The sequence below is a fragment of the Proteinivorax tanatarense genome (assembly GCF_040267685.1).
Classification (GTDB): Bacteria; Bacillota; Proteinivoracia; order Proteinivoracales; family Proteinivoracaceae; genus Proteinivorax; species Proteinivorax tanatarense.
Genome location: NZ_CP158367.1, coordinates 2,128,077 through 2,146,139 on the forward strand (window position 1 = coordinate 2,128,077; position 18,063 = coordinate 2,146,139).

General features: G+C 32.5%; 22 protein-coding genes. 6 read left to right on the forward strand and 16 right to left on the reverse strand.

Going from position 1 to position 18,063, the window contains the following annotated elements:
• Positions 1-21: 21 nt before the first annotated feature.
• Positions 22-1,149, reverse strand: coding sequence for a double-cubane-cluster-containing anaerobic reductase (locus PRVXT_RS10540; protein ID WP_350342832.1), 1,128 nt, complete (start codon positions 1,147-1,149; stop codon positions 22-24).
• Positions 1,150-1,174: 25 nt separating this feature from the next.
• Entirely contained in the window at positions 1,175-1,933 is a 759-nt protein-coding gene (locus PRVXT_RS10545; protein WP_350342833.1) for an acyl-CoA dehydratase activase, read from the reverse strand.
• Between the two features lie 388 nt (positions 1,934-2,321).
• On the opposite strand from PRVXT_RS10545, the gene PRVXT_RS10550 reads away from it, so the two are divergent.
• Entirely contained in the window at positions 2,322-3,224 is a 903-nt protein-coding gene (locus tag PRVXT_RS10550; protein ID WP_350342834.1) for a selenium metabolism-associated LysR family transcriptional regulator, read from the forward strand.
• An 18-nt stretch (positions 3,225-3,242) separates the two neighbouring features.
• On the opposite strand, the gene PRVXT_RS10555 is transcribed toward PRVXT_RS10550, so the two are convergent.
• From PRVXT_RS10555 to PRVXT_RS10580, 6 genes are all read right to left on the reverse strand, one after another.
• Positions 3,243-3,431, reverse strand: coding sequence for a GNAT family N-acetyltransferase (locus tag PRVXT_RS10555; RefSeq protein WP_350345147.1), 189 nt, complete (start codon positions 3,429-3,431; stop codon positions 3,243-3,245).
• 67 nt (positions 3,432-3,498) lie between these two features.
• Positions 3,499-3,633, reverse strand: a complete 135-nt coding sequence (locus PRVXT_RS10560) for a hypothetical protein (RefSeq protein WP_350342835.1) — start codon at positions 3,631-3,633, stop codon at positions 3,499-3,501.
• A gap of 85 nt (positions 3,634-3,718) precedes the next feature.
• On the reverse strand, positions 3,719-4,117 hold the full coding sequence (locus PRVXT_RS10565) for a secondary thiamine-phosphate synthase enzyme YjbQ (protein WP_350342836.1): 399 nt from the start codon (positions 4,115-4,117) through the stop codon (positions 3,719-3,721).
• 172 nt (positions 4,118-4,289) lie between these two features.
• Positions 4,290-4,685, reverse strand: a complete 396-nt coding sequence (locus PRVXT_RS10570) for a hypothetical protein (protein ID WP_350342837.1) — start codon at positions 4,683-4,685, stop codon at positions 4,290-4,292.
• A gap of 92 nt (positions 4,686-4,777) precedes the next feature.
• Entirely contained in the window at positions 4,778-5,182 is a 405-nt protein-coding gene (locus PRVXT_RS10575; RefSeq protein ID WP_350342838.1) for a hypothetical protein, read from the reverse strand.
• A 39-nt stretch (positions 5,183-5,221) separates the two neighbouring features.
• A complete protein-coding gene (locus PRVXT_RS10580; RefSeq protein ID WP_350345148.1) occupies positions 5,222-5,752 on the reverse strand; it encodes a nitroreductase family protein in 531 nt (176 codons plus the stop codon).
• 264 nt (positions 5,753-6,016) lie between these two features.
• On the opposite strand from PRVXT_RS10580, the gene PRVXT_RS10585 reads away from it, so the two are divergent.
• Complete coding sequence (locus PRVXT_RS10585; RefSeq protein WP_350342839.1) at positions 6,017-7,639, forward strand: anthrax toxin lethal factor-related metalloendopeptidase; 1,623 nt, start codon at positions 6,017-6,019, stop codon at positions 7,637-7,639.
• A 96-nt stretch (positions 7,640-7,735) separates the two neighbouring features.
• On the forward strand, positions 7,736-8,239 hold the full coding sequence (locus PRVXT_RS10590; RefSeq protein WP_350342840.1) for a biotin transporter BioY: 504 nt from the start codon (positions 7,736-7,738) through the stop codon (positions 8,237-8,239).
• A 75-nt stretch (positions 8,240-8,314) separates the two neighbouring features.
• Here PRVXT_RS10590 and PRVXT_RS10595 read toward each other — a convergent pair whose 3' ends face one another.
• The 6 genes from PRVXT_RS10595 to PRVXT_RS10620 form a co-directional block, all read right to left on the reverse strand.
• Positions 8,315-8,692, reverse strand: coding sequence for a hypothetical protein (locus PRVXT_RS10595; RefSeq protein WP_350342841.1), 378 nt, complete (start codon positions 8,690-8,692; stop codon positions 8,315-8,317).
• A 145-nt stretch (positions 8,693-8,837) separates the two neighbouring features.
• Positions 8,838-10,226 (reverse strand): Na+/H+ antiporter NhaC family protein, encoded by a 1,389-nt coding sequence (locus PRVXT_RS10600; RefSeq protein WP_350342842.1) that lies wholly within the window; start codon positions 10,224-10,226, stop codon positions 8,838-8,840.
• A gap of 213 nt (positions 10,227-10,439) precedes the next feature.
• Complete coding sequence (locus PRVXT_RS10605) at positions 10,440-10,649, reverse strand: helix-turn-helix domain-containing protein (RefSeq protein ID WP_350342843.1); 210 nt, start codon at positions 10,647-10,649, stop codon at positions 10,440-10,442.
• 10 nt (positions 10,650-10,659) lie between these two features.
• Positions 10,660-11,151: a DUF2975 domain-containing protein gene (locus tag PRVXT_RS10610; protein WP_350342844.1), complete on the reverse strand. Its 492-nt coding sequence runs from the start codon at positions 11,149-11,151 to the stop codon at positions 10,660-10,662.
• 242 nt (positions 11,152-11,393) lie between these two features.
• On the reverse strand, positions 11,394-12,773 hold the full coding sequence (locus PRVXT_RS10615) for a Na+/H+ antiporter NhaC family protein (protein WP_350342845.1): 1,380 nt from the start codon (positions 12,771-12,773) through the stop codon (positions 11,394-11,396).
• Between the two features lie 22 nt (positions 12,774-12,795).
• Positions 12,796-13,122, reverse strand: a complete 327-nt coding sequence (locus PRVXT_RS10620) for a YddF family protein (RefSeq protein ID WP_350342846.1) — start codon at positions 13,120-13,122, stop codon at positions 12,796-12,798.
• A 121-nt stretch (positions 13,123-13,243) separates the two neighbouring features.
• Here PRVXT_RS10620 and PRVXT_RS10625 point away from each other — a divergent pair, with 121 nt between their 5' ends.
• A complete protein-coding gene (locus PRVXT_RS10625) occupies positions 13,244-13,387 on the forward strand; it encodes a hypothetical protein (protein WP_350342847.1) in 144 nt (47 codons plus the stop codon).
• A gap of 38 nt (positions 13,388-13,425) precedes the next feature.
• Here PRVXT_RS10625 and PRVXT_RS10630 read toward each other — a convergent pair whose 3' ends face one another.
• Entirely contained in the window at positions 13,426-13,950 is a 525-nt protein-coding gene (locus PRVXT_RS10630; protein ID WP_350342848.1) for a GNAT family N-acetyltransferase, read from the reverse strand.
• Positions 13,951-14,209: 259 nt separating this feature from the next.
• Here PRVXT_RS10630 and PRVXT_RS10635 point away from each other — a divergent pair, with 259 nt between their 5' ends.
• On the forward strand, positions 14,210-15,406 hold the full coding sequence (locus tag PRVXT_RS10635; RefSeq protein ID WP_350342849.1) for an FprA family A-type flavoprotein: 1,197 nt from the start codon (positions 14,210-14,212) through the stop codon (positions 15,404-15,406).
• A gap of 87 nt (positions 15,407-15,493) precedes the next feature.
• Here the strand turns inward: PRVXT_RS10635 and PRVXT_RS10640 are convergent, their stop codons facing one another.
• Positions 15,494-16,363, reverse strand: a complete 870-nt coding sequence (locus PRVXT_RS10640; RefSeq protein ID WP_350342850.1) for a GNAT family N-acetyltransferase — start codon at positions 16,361-16,363, stop codon at positions 15,494-15,496.
• Positions 16,364-16,751: 388 nt separating this feature from the next.
• On the opposite strand from PRVXT_RS10640, the gene ychF reads away from it, so the two are divergent.
• Positions 16,752-17,849: a redox-regulated ATPase YchF gene (gene ychF / locus PRVXT_RS10645; RefSeq protein WP_350342851.1), complete on the forward strand. Its 1,098-nt coding sequence runs from the start codon at positions 16,752-16,754 to the stop codon at positions 17,847-17,849.
• Positions 17,850-18,063 lie beyond the last annotated feature (214 nt).

An 18,063-nucleotide genomic window follows, 5' to 3' on the forward strand; every position in this document is an offset into this window, starting at 1 on the left:
ATTAGCCCAACACTCTTTTTTTTATTCATTAATAAGCTCAAATAGCGAACTTACTCTTAATTTAATCTGTTCAACATCTGACTCACTATAATCGGTTTCAATTTGAATAAATGGTGCATCTACTTCTTTTTTTAGTTGGTAAGATTCAATATTGTAGGTATGACATGCTTGCAAAGTTATATCCACGACAGCGTCAATTTCGTATTCTTTTACTAGATTATTTGTCAATTCAAAACGTCTAGTGTTTGGAGAGGTACATGAGCAAGGAATGTCCATATATTTTTCCGCTAAAGCTTCATAAGGATTCTTATCTTCATCAACTAAGTCTACTAACCCTTTTACTCCAGAACAAGCTTCCTGCAACACCACTTGACCTCCTAAGTTTTCAATGACGTTTATTACTTTTTCTTGTCCAACACCTGTAGGAGATCCTGTTACTAAAACTCTAGGTCCCTTAACTTTATCACTTTTTAGTGATATTTCTTTAAGTTCTTCCATTAAGATTTTGACTTTTGCGATATATTCTTCTCTATCCGCCTTAAACTGCCTTCCCCATAGTACTTTTAACAAATCTGCTCCTGATATTGGAGTGGGGTTAAATTTATTTAACTCTACAAGTTCCATTAGTAGCTTTCTTTCTTCATTATGCTCTTTAATTTTTTCTTTTAAACTACTCTCTGTCACTTCTAAACCTAGTTCATCTTTGATAAAATCTTTTGCCCTATGAATCTCTTCCATCCAATGTTCTTTTCTTTTTCTATAAACAGATGAATTAGGAATATCAAGAACTACCATAGGCTTTATATCTGCCATTAACTCATACATTTTCTTTTTGCCATCACAGGTTGTTTCTGCCATAACAGCATCTGCAAAAAAGAAGTATGGGCATTTATCAGTAATTGCAAACCCATAGCTTGATTTTATTAAAGGACACAAATTACGAGGTAAATGTTTTTCAGCTTCTGCTATTGGCTCTTGCTTCGTAGCACAAAGTCCTACGCTAAAAGCACCGGAAGCTTCAATTAGCTCTACAGGTGAAAAAACACAGTAATACCCCATTACTTTTTTTCCTTTTTCTTTTTCCTCTTTAATTTTTATAGCACTTTCTGCAATAAGACTATCAAAATATTCCATTGTTTTTGCTCTCATTCTAGTTCCCTCCCAAGTTTTATATTTATTTAAACCCCAACACTGCAGCTCCTAATGCCCCAGTGATTTGTGGATTTTTTAACGTTATTATGTTTAGATTACAATACTCTTTCACCATTCTTCTTAAAACCTGACTTTGTGCTACTCCACCACAAAAAGCTATTTTACCCTGCAAATTGGCTTTCCCAGCTAAACTCCCAACCCGTAAAGCAATAGATTTTAACAAGCCTGCTAATATTTCATCCTTTTTTGCTCCTTGAACTAATAGGTTTAAAACCTCAGTTTCTGCAAAAACTGCACACATGTTATCAATGCTAAGTGGGCTGCTGTCTTTTGCCAAACAATCAATTTGATCCATATCTAAGTCTAAAGCATTAGTAGTCACCTGCAAAAATCTCCCTGTACCTGCTGCACATTTATCATTCAAGTTAAAATCTAGAACTTTACCTTTTTCATTTAAAAGAATAGCCTTGCTATCTTGTCCACCTATATCTATAACACCTCTTATATCAGAACATAAATAGTGGCAACCTTTTCCATGACAAGTAATCTCACTTTTATATTCATCCACAAAATCAAGCCTTCTTCCACCATAGCCTGTAGCTATTATTCTTTTAACTTTAGAGGAGGATATGTTATTTTCTATTAAAAACTTTTTATAAACTTTTTCACCGTTGCTTTTAGGCGACCACCCGGTAGGTTCTATTGCATATCTATACGTTTCCCCATCATAAACAACTATTTTAATAGCTGCCGATCCAACATCAATGCCTACTGTGTACACTATTATCCCTCCATGGTAAGTTATTCAGAAATTAAAGTCACTATTAACATTATAAACCCCATGATATACCTAAACAAAAGTTTTTATAGATAGTTTGCTCTCTTTAGTATTGAATAAATAGATATTATCATGTAAAATTAATTGAGTTAGATTCTTCTTTTAAGAGTATATAAGTAAACTCCTTATTTTGAGGAGAGTGATACCTTGCTAAAAGCCAAAATGATCTCTAGTTATAATCTTTCAAGTCACTATACAAACATGTGACTTGACATTCTCGCTAGATAGTTGGAGTGGGGATTTTTTGAAACCATCTATAAAATGCTATGTAATTCCTGTTATATAGAGTTTTGAAACCGCCTATTAAACCAAATATCAAGGAGGATTGATTATGAACTTTCACCAATTAACTGTTTTTGTAGAAGTAGCCAAAACTAAAAGCTTTTCAAAAGCAGCGGATAACCTGTATTTAAGCCAATCAACTGTAAGCACTCATATAAATAACTTGGAGAAAGATTTAGGAAATATCCTTTTTGATCGAATAGGAAGAAAAGCTATTTTAACCCCTTTAGGTAAACGCCTCTTTTTCTGGGCAGAACAGATTTTAGCTCTTAAAAACCAAGCATTGGATAGTTTATATGATAATGAATCTTTGTCAGGAGACATAAATATATCTGCAAGTTCAGTACCAGCTCAGTTTATAGTGCCAAAAATTGTTAGTAATTTTAGGAACCATTACCCTAAAATCAAATACAATGTCATGCAAAGTAGTTCAAAAGCTGTAACTAAACATTTGTTGGAAGGAGTGACCGATATAGCCTTTACCGGCGAAAAGCACTATACGGATAACATTGCGTACTTTCCATTATTAAATGAACAGTTAGTCCTTATTACTCCTAAAAGCATCGACTTATCATCACAAGTAAATATAGAAAGTCTATATAATCTTGATATGGTATTTAGGTTTTCCGGTTCCGGTACACGGGAAAATATTTTTAAAGTCTTTAAAAATTCAGGGCTAGATGCTAATTTACTTAATATAGTTGGATATTTTGATAATGTCCAGTCCATTACCCAGTGTGTTAAAGAAGGAATGGCTTCTTCAATTGTATCTGAACTTGCGTTGGCTAACATTGATAAAAATTATATCAATATTTATACACTAAAAGAATTTCAAGAACACCAACGTTGGTTTTACTTAGCTGTTCATAAAAAACGCACTCTCTCTAAAGTATCTAAGATTTTCATAGCTTATATAAAAGAACAGTATAATTCAAAAAGAAAGGACCCTTGATTTTTCAAGTGTCCTTTCTTAATCAAATCTTACAAATGAAATAAGCCCTTTTGTTGCTTCTTTAAAGCCCTTGCTTTCATAAAATCTTCGGGTTTCCGTAGTCTCTTCAGTTAATAGCACTTTTTGCCGTACATTAGGGTACTTGGACACAAGCCTATTAAAAAGTTCACTCCCAATCCCCCTTCTTTTAAACTCTTTTAAGACAATAAAATACTCTCTCCATCACCTACTCCTCTAACCAAACCTACCAGACTGTCTTGATTCCAAGCGGTAATCACGATAACGACTCTTTTATTCCCCTTATCAGTGATTGAGGTTTGTCAGTATAACTTGACCATTTTGCATCATTATATAGTTTAAGTACTTCTTTAGGATTTAAGTCTTTATCTTCTTTAAAAATGATATTCATACTTAACCCACCTTTTGTTTGTCTTATAAAAATTATGCTTGATTAACTTCTCTCCAGAATTTTCTAACTGTTTAACCTACTTTACTTAACCCTCCATTAATTTAACATAAATTTTTCTTTCTCTAGGTCCATCAAATTCTGCAAAATAAATTCCTTGCCAAGTGCCTAAAACTAGCTTCCCATTATCCAAAATTAAAGTTTCGTTAAAACCCATAATACTTGCTTTAATATGTGCTGCAGAGTTTCCTTCCAAATGTTTATACCCATCCTCAAAAGGAATTAACTTATTCAATTCCATCAACATATCTTCTTTAACTGCAGGATCAGCATTTTCATTTACAGTTACAGCAGCAGTTGTATGAGGAATAAAAATACAACAGGTCCCTGACTTAATATTAGTTTTTTCTATTTTTTTAGTTATTGTTCTTGTTATATCAATAAATTCTGTATTTTTTTTAGAAGTAATTTTACATTCAATTAACATTTTACCATACTCCTTTTAAAGTGGTTTTTAACTAAATAGAAAAAGTCCAATCAGTATTATTCCTAACACGCCAGCTAATATAAGTGTTTCTCTATTACCAACTTTTCTCAAATCTAAATCACCCTCTTTTTTATTACTAATCCCGTATGTAAAAGTTGGTGTTTACATCTTTTTAAAATTTTATTTCTATATTGCCATCTGCTTTATTTCCCTGCAACACAATAATATATTCCCCCTCTTTATAGAGCTCTTCACTGGTCAACTGCAAATAATTTTCCTTATTAAAAACTTGGTTCAGCTGATCTTTCAAGATATTTTCGCCATCAGGATTGATTAGCTCAACTTGCAAACTCCCTTTAGTAACCTCTATCCTCATGTTTAAACCTTTGCCTTCTTCTATGAAAAGTTTTTCTTTCATATCACCTTCTAGCTCTTCAAAAGTTAACATTCTATGTTGTGGATTATCATCTACTATACCACTTTCATAAAAATTAACAGAATAATCCAAACAGCCAGTCAGAAATAGTAAACACGCTGTAAATAGGATGATATACATATTTGTCTTCACTTGAATACCCCCTTTACACATATTATTAAATATATTTATAAAATATTATCTAAATTAATGGCCAGCCCCATTAAAAGGCTGGCCACTTAAAATTAATTAAAGTCAATTAGCACTGTTCCACTTGCATTTTCTCCCTCAAGAACAATTCTATATATCCCGTTTGTGAAGGAGTCTTCTGTACTATACTCTAAGCTATTATTTGGACTAAAAACTTGCCCCAATTCAGTGGGCAAAAGCGAGTCAGCGCCATCTTCATCACTGGATAAAAATAGCTCAGCTTCTAACTCACCTTCTTCTAGTTGGATTTCAAAATCTAGCCCGCTGCTTCCGTCAACTGCCAGCATTTCTTCAACAGCTCCGTCTAAAGCCTCAAATTCAATTTCCATACTTTGAGAACCAAGTGACTCTGTTTCATAGCTATCTGCAGAATACCCTGAACAACCAACAACAGATAAAGTCAATAAAAGAACTATAGCTAATACCAAAAGCTTTTTCATAAGTTTCCCCTCCCTTTTTCCTATATTATAAACTTATAGCTATCGATATCTTTCTCCATACCTCCCTTTATAAATTTTTTCATAAAGTAATTGGTCCTCTGAATAAGTTTTTTTCTTTTCATCAGGATAACCAATAGCAATAATAGATTCAACCTGCTTATTCTTTGGTATGTTGAGCAATTGTTGCACATATTGTTCACTAGCTCCCTTTTCATTTGTTCTATTCCTTATTTGTACCCAACAAGATCCCAAGTTTAAAGTTTCCGCAGTATATTGTAATGTTATAGAAGCGATAGAAGCGTCTTCAACCCAAACATCGCTAACTTCACTATCAGCAACTACAACAAATGCCATAGGTGCATTTTTTAAAAACGTAGAGCCGTTAGTTTTCGATTTTGACAATCGCTCCAGCATTTTTTTGTCATCAACTATTATAAACTCCCATGGTCTTTTGTTTTTAGATGATGGTGATAACAAAGCTGCTTTTATTAAAGTTTCTACCTTTTTTCTCTCGATAGGAGTTTCCTTAAAACTTCTAACACTCCTTCTGTTAATTAACAATTCTATCATCATTTACACTCCCTCCTACAACCACCGATAACTGAAGAAAAATTTTAATATTTTATACACTTCTTTCTATATATATACTCTATTTCCTTCCTTTAAAACTCATTTTTTATCATCTTAGCTAAGTTTTACATAAAATCGTAAATTCTTAAATCCCTCCTTTTGGTTTACAAACGGTAATCCTAGAATAAAATGGAACAAGGAGTATTAACAAACAACAACGAAGTTTATTATTAGTAGTAATAATATCCTTTAGGAGTGTTATTTATGATAAAAATAGATAAACCTAAAGTATGGTACATTGTATTAACTGTTATGCTAATTGCACTTATTCTAGTTACTCTCTTTATATCTTTTATCAATCTAACTTATAAACAGACCTTATATTATTCAAACGGGAAAACAAAATATCAAGGAGAAATGCAAGCCGGGTTACCGCAAGGGGAGGGAGTTATTTTTAATCCAAAAGGCTCTAAGTTAGTGATTGGTGAGTTTCATAAAGGAGATGTTCATGGTTTTGCTAAACTAAAAAATAACGAGTTTAATTATGAAGGCTTTTGGAAAAATGGATATTTTAGCGGACAGGGAACTTTATATATCCAAGATCAAGTAGCCTATGAAGGTAATTGGAAGTTAGGGGTGCCCAATGGAGAGGGAAGGCTCTATAACAAAGAAAACAGAAAAATATTTGAAGGTTTGTGGTTAAATGGAGTGCCTGTCGAAGGAAACTTTTATCGACCTAACGGCACAAAATTTAGTGACGAAGCTAATAATTCTTTATTAACACATGTTGGCACTAATTGCATAGAATTATTAGTTAACAATAACCAATTAAATCATAAGCTATTTTTTAAAAATACAGCTAACTTTACTGAGGGAAAAATTCATAACGTATACAACCTTGAAAAAATAATAGAAAAAAAAGATGTTAGTGACAATTTTAAAAAAACACTTTATCTTTTTATAGAATACAGTGGTGGAGAATTAAACGATTATCAACATAGCTTACAAAACATTATTAAGGACTTGGATAACGTCCCAATAGATATATTACAGGAGCTTGTTAGACTGGGGATTAATTTACGCTTTATTACTGGAAGTATATCTGATCAGCCAGAATTTTACAACAATATGCCTTTGAATGTTGGTACCATAACTAGTGAATTATCTGGTGTCACTTCCACTAAACACAGGCTAGCGGTTGTCAGATTAGACAGGGAAAATGCCACCTGTATAGCATTACACGAATTAGGGCACCTTGTAGATTATTTTCTTTTTGACGATATTTCTGGTACTGCCCAATTTCAAAAAATTTGTTCAGAAGAAGCTGAAAAAGTCTTTAGTTGCTGTACTTGCGATCTAAGTTACTATACAGATAACTGCGCAGAATATTTTGCTGAATTTTTTGCTACATATTATGTAGATGCTGAAAATAAACGAAATCACATGCCAGAATGTTGCGATATTACAAAAGTTGCCCCTAAAACAAATAACCTTTTTGCCAATAAAATTGATAATTTTTTGAGTGTTGGTTATCATTACAACCCAAAACTTGCAGCATTTCTTGATAAAAATAATAAAGTCAAACTATTGAGTGAATATAAGTCAGATAACTGCTTAAACTTGTATACAATTTGCAAAAATTTAGATTGGGTAATACAATTAGATTGGCCTTATAATCAAATAACTGACACCATTGCTACCAACGCTAACGCTGCTAACTTATCCACTCCTCTATCTGAAAATGTCATTGGCTTTATGGTAACTGATAATAGAGGTAACTGTTTTTTTAATAAAGCAGTTATATCTCCACATCCCCCCATATTCGATTGTAAATTTTCTAATGAAATACTCCCAATTAACCGTTCTTTTTTTAACCGCTCCCCATAATATTATACAATCTAAATCTAGAGGTGATTACTGATTAAAAAAAACAAAAATAATTCAGCAAAAAATATTGTTTTAGCCGGTTTTTTTGTCGGACTCATGGCTATAGGTGCAAATGCCACTTCTTTTTTAATCATAGGTGGGGTGCCAGTTACTTTACAAACTTTCTTTGCCATTATGTGTGGAATATTATTAGGTAGTCGCTTAGCAGCTGTGTCTATGTCTGTTTACACTTTAATCGGCTTAGCCGGTGCACCTGTTTTTGCTAACTTTCGTGGGGGGCTAAACGTAATTATCAGTCCAACTTTTGGGTTTATTATTTCATTCATCTTTGTGGGTTTTGTTGTAGGGTTGATAATCGAAAATTGCAGTGTTTTAAATAAGAAAACTTACTTTCTGGCAGCTATTGTTGGGTTGTTTACAAACTACTTTATCGGCACCCACTACATGTACTTTGCTTATCATTTTATCTCTGCTTTTGATGCCATCCCGTACCTAGTTATTTGGGGTTGGATGATACCAGCTTTTATCAAAGATTTAGCTCTTACACTGTTAGTCGTCACTATTGCACCTCGAGTTTATGGTGTTTTATACAGTAAGTAAAGCTTCAATCATATTTTCAGCATAAAATAAATAAAAAAATTGAAGGCTCTTTTTGGAGACCTTCAATTTTTTTATTTATTTTGAAACAATCCATTCCATTTCTACTTTGCCAGCAATTTCATTGCCATCTACCTCTACTACCCAGCGACCAGGTCTTGGACTAAAATATAACCGTTCCCTATAACTCTCCCCGCTTTGTATCTTCCCTTGTTGAACCACTTCACCTTTGGGACTTAAAACTCGCCAATTTAGGTCACCATCTGAAATTCTAACGTCAAAGCATAGAGCTAAATTTTCAAAATCTTTGTCTAAGTCAATTTTTAAAGAATCTGTATAATCTTTAGATTCGTCCTCTATATTAACACTACTTCTTTGGGTTGTTGAACCTGAAGAACATCCAGTTAAGCTAACAAAAATAATTATAGATAGTATGAACATTATAAATCTCTTCACACCATTCCCCCCAAAAAAACATATTATAATATAACTTTATCAATAATTGGCTTAACTTTCAATACTTTATTAATATATTTATAATTTTGTTAATACTGTCTTTTAAAATCGTTATATTAACTGTTATCGTGTTAGAAACGCTGTCTTATCCACCCATGTTGATTTTTTGTTGTTTTTTAGTCATTGAAAAGTTTAGCAATATTTTTTCGCTAATGTAAATTATTCCCGCAATTAAGGGAAATATATAGCATAAAATGGCATAGGGGGCATATTGAAAAGCTGATATACCAGTAATAAGACCTATAACTATACCATTTACATTCCAAGGCATTAGCGGTGCTATAATTGTACTGCTATCAGATAAAGTTCTTGCTAGTACAGTTTTATCTATACCCATTTCTTTATATTTGTTTTTATAAAGCTTTCCTGGCAGAACCACCCCGGCTGCTTGATCACATGTAACAACAGTTAGCATTGTTCCTACAAGACCTGTTTTAAAAATTAGTTCTCCTTTAGTTTTCACATTGGCTATAGGGTCATAAATTAGAGGTTTAAGTACTCCTGTTTTCTCCAATAAATTGCTTAAGGCCAGTACTATACCTATAATAGCAACCACCTCTACCATGCCAACCATTCCACCACTTACCAAAATTGAATTTAGTTCTTCGGATCCTGTTTTTCCTCCATAGCCTAAAATCATGTAATTTAAAGAAGTTAGCAATGATAAACCCTGAACTCTTAAAGTTAGTAAAGCCCCTCCTATTATACCTGTAAGCACAGTTGGCACAACAGTAATACCTTTCATAGGTAGTAATACTACAAGTAAAGGCAATAAAAGTAACCATGGAGAGATGACAAATTCATCTAAAATGGCTGATTGTAAATATACTATTAACTCACTATTTTCTCCACCTGAATAAAAAGATCCAATAATGTAATAAATTCCGCTTGTGATAATAAATACAGGTACTAACGTTTTTAGTAAGCCTTTTACAAATGTCTTATAATCCATATCCATAACTTGCAACGTAAGATTCAGCATGCCAGATATTGGCGAGAGTTTATCAGCCAAAAAAGCACCAGAAACTAACACTCCTAGTAATAATTCAATAGGTATTCCAAAGCCTCTGCCAACCCCTATAAGAGCTATACCAAGTGTACTAATTGTTCCTATCCCTGTCCCCATAAAAATAGTCATTACCGAAGTTAGTAAAAAGGCCATAAATATAAAATTAGTCCCTTCTAAATACTGAAATCCATAAAACATCATAGTAGGCACAATTCCAGATGCCATCCACACAGAAATATTTGCCCCTATTAACAGTAAAAACATATAAAGTTCCTTACACTCAATAAAGCCTTTATAAAGTATTAAAACTAAGTCTTTTTTATTATACCCACTTTGTGCTAATAAGTAAAAACTAAAAACTGTGCTAATAATAAATGGCACAATCAGTGAAATACCCAGTATTAGGCTTATTATGATAGAGCATACTAAAAAGACTGAAATTAAATAAGAGTATTTTTTGTCCATAACTTCTCCACCTTCTATTAATTAAGTAATTTTGCACATTGTAAAACGTCCCTTAACTTTAAGGGACGTTTCCCAGTGTACACCATTAGTTTAATGTAAATAATTAAGTTTTTTATCATTATTATATTAACACAAAACAGTTAAGATAGTAAGCAGAGTAGGTAAATATAATTATACTGTAATATTTCATTTTGGTGAATTATATTTTAACAATTATTCTTCTTTAACATATTCTAACAAATCCCCAGGTTGGCAATCTAGCTCACGACAAATAGCTTCTAATGTGGAAAATCTTATGGCTTTTGCTTTATTATTCTTTAAAATAGAAAGATTGGCATTTGTAATTTCTACTTTTTCCGCTAGTTTAGATAAGGAAATTTTCTTTTTTGCCATTACCACATCAAGATTAACTATAATCGGCATAAAAATCCCCCTATACTGTAAGATCATTTTCTTCTTTTATTTTTTTAGCGTAGCTAAAAATTTCTGATAAAACAAAAGCCATGCATCCAAAAATTAAAAACATAAAAAAGCCCATTCTCGTTTGAAAACCCTCGTTACTAAAATACAGTAAAATATCTAGCTTTGGATATCCTATAATAACATAAAAGATATCTCTGCAAAAAGTTAAGATAGCCATAGCAATAGTTAGCATCCCAATGGTATTGAACCCTCTAATATTACTATCAGTAAACGGCTCTTTTTCTACTACAGTTTTGATAATCTTTCTAAGCTCCCATATTATTGCCAAGACTACTAGGTGTCCAGTGATAAAAAATAAAACACCTACGATATTTTGGATAGAGCTTATTTCATTTACAGACAGTATGCCAACTAAAACAGTGATTAAAAAACTAGCTATTCCAACAATCCAGAGAGCTGTTAACAAAAACTTTAAGGTTTTCGCTGCAAAAGCATGGCGCAAAAGAACCCCTCCTTTTAACTCAATCTATATAGGCGATTGCAAACTCATAAGACCTAATATAACAGCGATTAAAAGCCCATGAACTACCTAGCGTGTCATTCTAAGCCTATGGTCGAGTTTCTTCTAAGTGACATGTTCATATAAGGTTTAAAACCTGATTGTTTTGCAATTACCTAAATCAATCTATACCTAATTATACACATAATTTATCGAATATCAATATTTTTTGTGCATTTGCAATTTTAATTAAGAATTTTTTCTAGTTTCTTCAGTTTTACTTTTCCTAATTTACTACTAACAAAAATATAAAGTACAGTTAAAGGAAACAAGTAGCAAAGAACAGCATATGGAGCATACATAGTAGCTGAGACCCCTGTTAGAGTACCTATAATTATTGCATTAACATTCCAAGGCATAAGAGGAGCGATAACAGTGCTACTATCAGATATAGTTCTAGCAAGAATTGATTTGTCAACACCTAGTTCTACAAACTTAGGTTTATAAACTTTCCCCAATAATACTATACCCATAGTTTGATCACAGGTAACCACAGTTAACATGCCACCTATCAACCCTGTTTTTAGAATAAGTTCCCCTTTTTCTTTAACTTTTTTAATGGGATCATATATAACAGGTTTTAACACCCCAGATCGATCTAATATATTGCTTAATGTTATTACTGAAGCAACTATAGCAACAACCTCCACCATCCCAGCTATCCCACCACTAATTAAAATTGAATTCAGCTCTGGAACATTAGTCTGAGCTGAGTATCCAAAAAAAGTATAACTGATAAGCTGTAAAAATGTAGTGTCACCTTGATAGACCATGGTTATAATTCCACCGCCAATTAATCCAGCTAATATGGTTGGTATTATGCTAACACCTTTTAAAGGAAGTAATACCACAATTACTGGTAAAAGCAAAAGTAAAGGGGAAATCTTAAACCCTTCTAACAAAGCCTGCTGATAAGCAGCAACAAGCTGGTAATCCTCTCCTGAAGCATATATTAGGCCAAGTAAATAATAAATAGTTGCTGTAATAATCACCACAGGAACTAAGGTTTTAGACATTGAAATCAGTGCCCTTTTAAAGGAAGTTTCTGTTGCCTTTAAAGTTAGGTTAAAAAGTCCTGAGATCGGCGATACTTTATCAGCTATAAAGGCACCTGAAACAATCACTCCAAGTAGGACCTCCTCTGGTATTCCAAACCCTTGTCCCACACCTAGCAAAGCAATTCCTAGAGTGCTTATAGTACCAACAGCTGTACCCATAAAAACCGACATAAAAGCTGTGAGAACAAAAGCCATAAATAAAAAATTTGTTTCCTTTAAGTATTCAAAACCATAATACATCATACCTGGAACTACTCCTGAGGCCATCCATACTGATATATTAGCTCCTATCAATAATATAAAAATATATAAAACTTTACATTCCATCATCCCTTTATATCCTATAAAAAGCAACTTCTTTATATCTAACCCAGATAGGGATAAAAATGCAATGCAAAATATATTACTAATGATAAAAGGAAAAAGTAAAGAAATTCCCATGGCTACACTTGCCACAATGGCCGTTAGTATAAAAATTGAAATAATAAGAGAAGTTTTCTTATCCACATTCTTCACTCCAGCCCTTTATTTATTCTATCCTTTTCATAATTTTTAATTTATACCCTATTTCCTCCATCTCAGCTTTATCCAAAATAGAGCCTTCTGGTGGTCGTTCATTTAGTTTAAGAACTATTGCAATCTGTCCTACCTTTTGCTGAAATTGAACTCGATGCATCTTTACATTTTTATCTAAAACTTCTGATAGGATGTCTGCCGTAGCTTTATGACCAATAGCAGAAATATAACCGTGTTTTTCAACAAGATTTTTTGCATCCTCTATACTTATATCTTGGATAGAATAAAGTCCATTAGTTGTTGCCACAGTGCCATTAAATAAAGCAATAGGTAAATTCATACTTAAGCCTCCATATTATAGTATTCAATTTCATTCTTATTGTTTTCCTTATCTGTTTCAATAATTAAAAAAGTAGTAAAAAGCTAATAATAACCTTATAAACTTAAAAGGAGGTTGTATTATGCCTAAAGAAAACTGGATGGATGAAATGCCACTAGCAGAATTAAGCAGTAACGATATGAAACGGTTAAAAGAACTTGAAAGGGAGTTAAACAAAAAATACAATAGCAAAGTTTACGTAATGGCATTAACTCATGACTTATAATTTATGAAACTATGGGAGCAAATGCTCCCTTTAATTTATTAAACCAACAACTGTAAAAGGTGAATATCGACATGTCTTCCAAACTTAAACCCAACTTCTTTCATTACTCCTATTAATTGAAATCCGTGTTTTCTATGTAAGTGTAGGCTAGCTAAGTTCTCACTTGCTACTCTTGCTAAAATGGTATGCAGAGTTGATTTTTGTCCATGGTCAATAATTTTTTTGAGTAGTTTGTTTCCTAGACCTTTGCCCTGGAAATTTTCTTTTATATATATTGAAACCTCTCCTGTTTGAAAATAGCCTCTTTTGGGTGACCATTTACTAAGAGAACCCCACCCAATCACCTCTTTGTGCAGGTTTACAACGACAAATACTGGATATCTTTTACTGTGCTCAAAGAACCATACTTTTTGATTTTCTATACTTTTAGGTTCTGTATCAAGTGTCCCAACCGTATTTAAAACAGCTTGGTTATAAATTTTATTAATTGCTGGTATATCTTCTTGTCTAGCGTATCTTATTAACATTAACAAGCACAACCTTTCTTTAAATGTTCTTATCATTTACGCTTTAAAAGTTGCTGCCTTTGACAACCTTGACAAACAAATAATAAATACTTGCTAATTATATTATCCTTACATCTTGCTTTACATTTTTAATTAAACATTCTATTTTTAAAGCTTCATTTCCTTCAAAAACAAAAAACTTGTAAATCAGATTCTATCAAAATTAAAGACTCTTTTGTTAAAATTTGCATTAACTTTTTTAGAATTATATAATGTTTATAAATGCAAAAAAATTATATAGTAAGGAGGAATTTAATTGTATAACTCTATAAACATTACAAAAGATATTTTTTGGGTTGGAGTCAATGATAGGCGAACACAGCTTTTTGAAAACCTTTGGCCGCTAGATCATGGTGTTGCTCATAACTCATACCTAATTGTGGATGAAAAAGTGGCTCTTATTGATACTGCCGCGGAAGAACAGGCTGGGGATTTCTTTAGAAAAATAGAATCAATAATTAGCACCGATAGAAAAGTTGATTATCTAATAGTTAATCATATGGAGCCAGACCACTCCGGGCTTATGAAGGCTTTACTACAACGAAATCCAGATATTAAAATTGTTGGCAATAAAAAAACCTTTGGATTAATTGAAAGCTTCTACGGAATTACTTCTAACCTTTTGGAAGTAAAAGAAGGACAGGAGATTGAGCTTGGCAAACATACATTAAAGTTTTTTATGGCTCCAATGGTCCATTGGCCTGAGACTATGGTTACATACGAAACCCATACAAAAACCCTATTTTCTGGTGATGCTTTTGGCAGTTTTGGAGCTTTAGATGGGGGGATATTTGATGATGAGGTGGATTTATCTTTTTTTGAAGAAGAAATGAGACGATATTATTCAAACATTGTAGGAAAATACGGTGCACCTGTGCAAAGAGCTATCAATAAACTTAGCCTCTTGGACATTAACTATATCTGTTCAACCCATGGCCCCATATGGCGAACAGAACCTAACAAAGTAGTTTCTCTTTACGACAAGTGGAGTAAACAGGAGGGTGAAGAAGGTGTTGTAATAGTTTATGGCACTATGTATGGCAATACGGCTAAAATGGCTGAACTAATAGCCCAGTGCTTATCCGAACAAGGAATAAAAAATATTAAGCTATATGATAGTTCAAAAACACATATTTCTTATATTCTAAGAGATATTTGGAAATATAAAGGACTTATTATTGGAAGTTGTGCCTACAACACCAATTTACTTCCTCCAATCGAGACTCTTACAGAAAAGCTAAAACATCTTGGTCTTAAAAACAAATGCCTAGGTATTTTTGGCACTTACAGCTGGAGCGGTGGTGGTGTAAATAACTTACAAAAGTTTGCTGACCATATGAAAATGCCACCAGTATCTGAGCCTGTAGAAGCAAAATGCGCAACTTGTGATAGCGACATAAATGGTTTAAAGAGCCTAGCCAAAAAAATGGCAGAACATCTAAAATCAAACTGATATTTAAAATAGCGCAGTACCTAAGGGTGCTACGCTATTTTACTGTTGTAAAAGCTTCTAAAAAAAGCAAGATAGGTATTCCTATCATTATCTAGTATATCTATATCTAACCATTGTTTTCTTAAAGCCAGTTTTTTCATACAATTTAATAGCTTTTCTGTTATGCCCAAACACATGAAGCTGTATTGATTTATAACCTAACTTCTTAATAAATGAAAACATGCCGTGCATCACTTTTTTCCCAAATCCTTGTCCTCTGAACTCTTCAAAAATTTCAACATAAGCTATAAAAATTTTCTCAGGAGTTTTTTGATATAACCAAAGTACTCCTATGACTTTATTATTCCAATAAACTCCATACATTTTTTGATTATCCATCTCAAACACTGGAAGAACGTATTTTTCAAACTTTTCTACTGCTTCACTTTCACTTATAATAGGATCTTCTTGCATATAATCTCTAACTGTGGTTTTTTTAAAATTATCTAGATCAAAATATTTATCCTTATCTAAGTAGGAAAATTTCTTAAAATCAATATCATAACAATCATTATCTCCTAATATATTTTTTTCCATGTGGAGATTAATAATCTTAAACCCATTTAATAAAACACCATCGCTATAAATTGTCATTAAATAGAGAACATCAATTAAATCATTTTTTTCTTTTAAAATATGTTCTAAGTTGCTTTTTTTTAGCTTCTGAACCATTGGCGAATCATGACTTTTCAAATATACATCTGCTACTTTGTTAGAAGAAATAAAGATATACCCAAGTAGTTCATCTTTAAAATTTATTGCTAATAAGGGAAGTTTGTTTTTCTCCATATAAACCATTCTACTATTTAAGTTTTTTTTATATTCTTCAGGCGTAAATCCATGATAAAATGGTGCATTTTTATAACTTTCTTCATAAAAATCTGCTTCGATTAACTTATGTTCAATTATTCTTGTCATAGCAGTAAACTCCTTTATATTTTTTTGAATTTATAATATTTATTCTATTTAATAACCGGAGTTCCTGTAAAAAATAGTTAACGTGAATTTAACTTTTTTAAACTAAAAAGCTTTTAGTATTATCAGAAAAAAGGTTTATAAACGGAGAAGTCGATAAATCTTAATCTAGAATTAGGAACTTTTCCCTTCAATTTTTATTAATAATATCTAGAAAGGTATCATGAAGGAATATATCCCAATTACTTTATCTAAATATTGAAACTTCTAAGAAGCGCAAAGTAAGCAAGGGTTGCTAGTTTAAAGGATATATATTATAATTTAAAGTTGATGTGAAAATAATTATAATCATTTTTTTAGAATATTTTATATATTAGAAAGGATAGATGAGATGAAACTAGGAATCGTTGGACTACCAAATGTGGGTAAAAGTACTCTATTTAATGCCATAACCGAAGCGGGAGCTGAGTCAGCTAACTACCCTTTTTGCACTATTGAACCAAATGTTGGGGTTGTAGCTGTGCCCGATGGTCGTTTAGACAAGCTTGCTGAAATTTATAAATCTGAAAAAACTGTACCAACTGCCATAGAGTTTTTTGATATAGCTGGACTTGTTAAGGGAGCCAGTAAAGGTGAGGGGCTAGGCAATAAATTTTTGGCTAATATTCGTGAAGTAGAAGCTATTGTTCATGTAGTAAGATGTTTTGACGATGGAAATGTGGTCCATGTTGATGGTAGTGTTAATCCTATTAGAGATATCGAAACCATTAATTTAGAGTTAATTTTTTCTGATATCGAAATGTTAGAAAGAAGATTAGAAAAAAGCAGAAAAGCTGCTAAAGCTGATAAATCTGCTGCCCATGAGGTTAAAATTATGGAAGAAGTCATTAAAGTTTTAGAGGAAGGTAAGTCCGCAAGAACCTTAGAATTATCAAAAGAAGATGCTGAACTTGTTAAAAACTTTAATTTGCTTAGCTCAAAACCTATTATTTATGTAGCTAATGTCTCGGAGGATGATTTAGTTAACGATGGAGCCGACAATGAAAACGTTGCCCAAGTTAGAGATTTTGCTTCCACAGAAGATGCTGAAGTCATCGTAATCAGTGCCCAAATTGAGCAAGAAATTGCTCAATTAGACACCGACGAGCGAAAAGATTTTTTAAATGACTTGGGATTAGAACATTCTGGACTGGATAAGCTAATTAATGCTAGCTATAAACTACTTGGCCTAATAAGTTTCTTGACAGCGGGACCAATGGAGTCTAGAGCATGGACCATTAAAAAAGGAACAGCTGCACCTCAAGCAGCGGGAAAAATTCATACTGACATGGAAAGAGGGTTTATCCGCGCTGAAGTAATAGCTTTTGATGACCTTATGGCACACGGTGGTAGCATGACCACAGCAAAAGAAAAAGGCCTTGTACGTGTGGAAGGTAAGGATTACATCATGAAAGACGGAGATGTTGTTTTGTTTAGATTTAATGTATAACTATTTTTAAGGAATTTTTATTCAATCTAGTTTATAAAAAGGAGCTGTTAAAATTATCATTCAAGATAATTTTAACAGCTCCTTTTTATAAATTAACTTAATCATAAACGTAGTTTTACCTCACTTATTATAACTTTAGTTTTCACCAAACTAAGTCACTGTTTTTCTATGACTGTTGCCCCGCTAGTAAATTGAGGAATACTACAAATTGTTG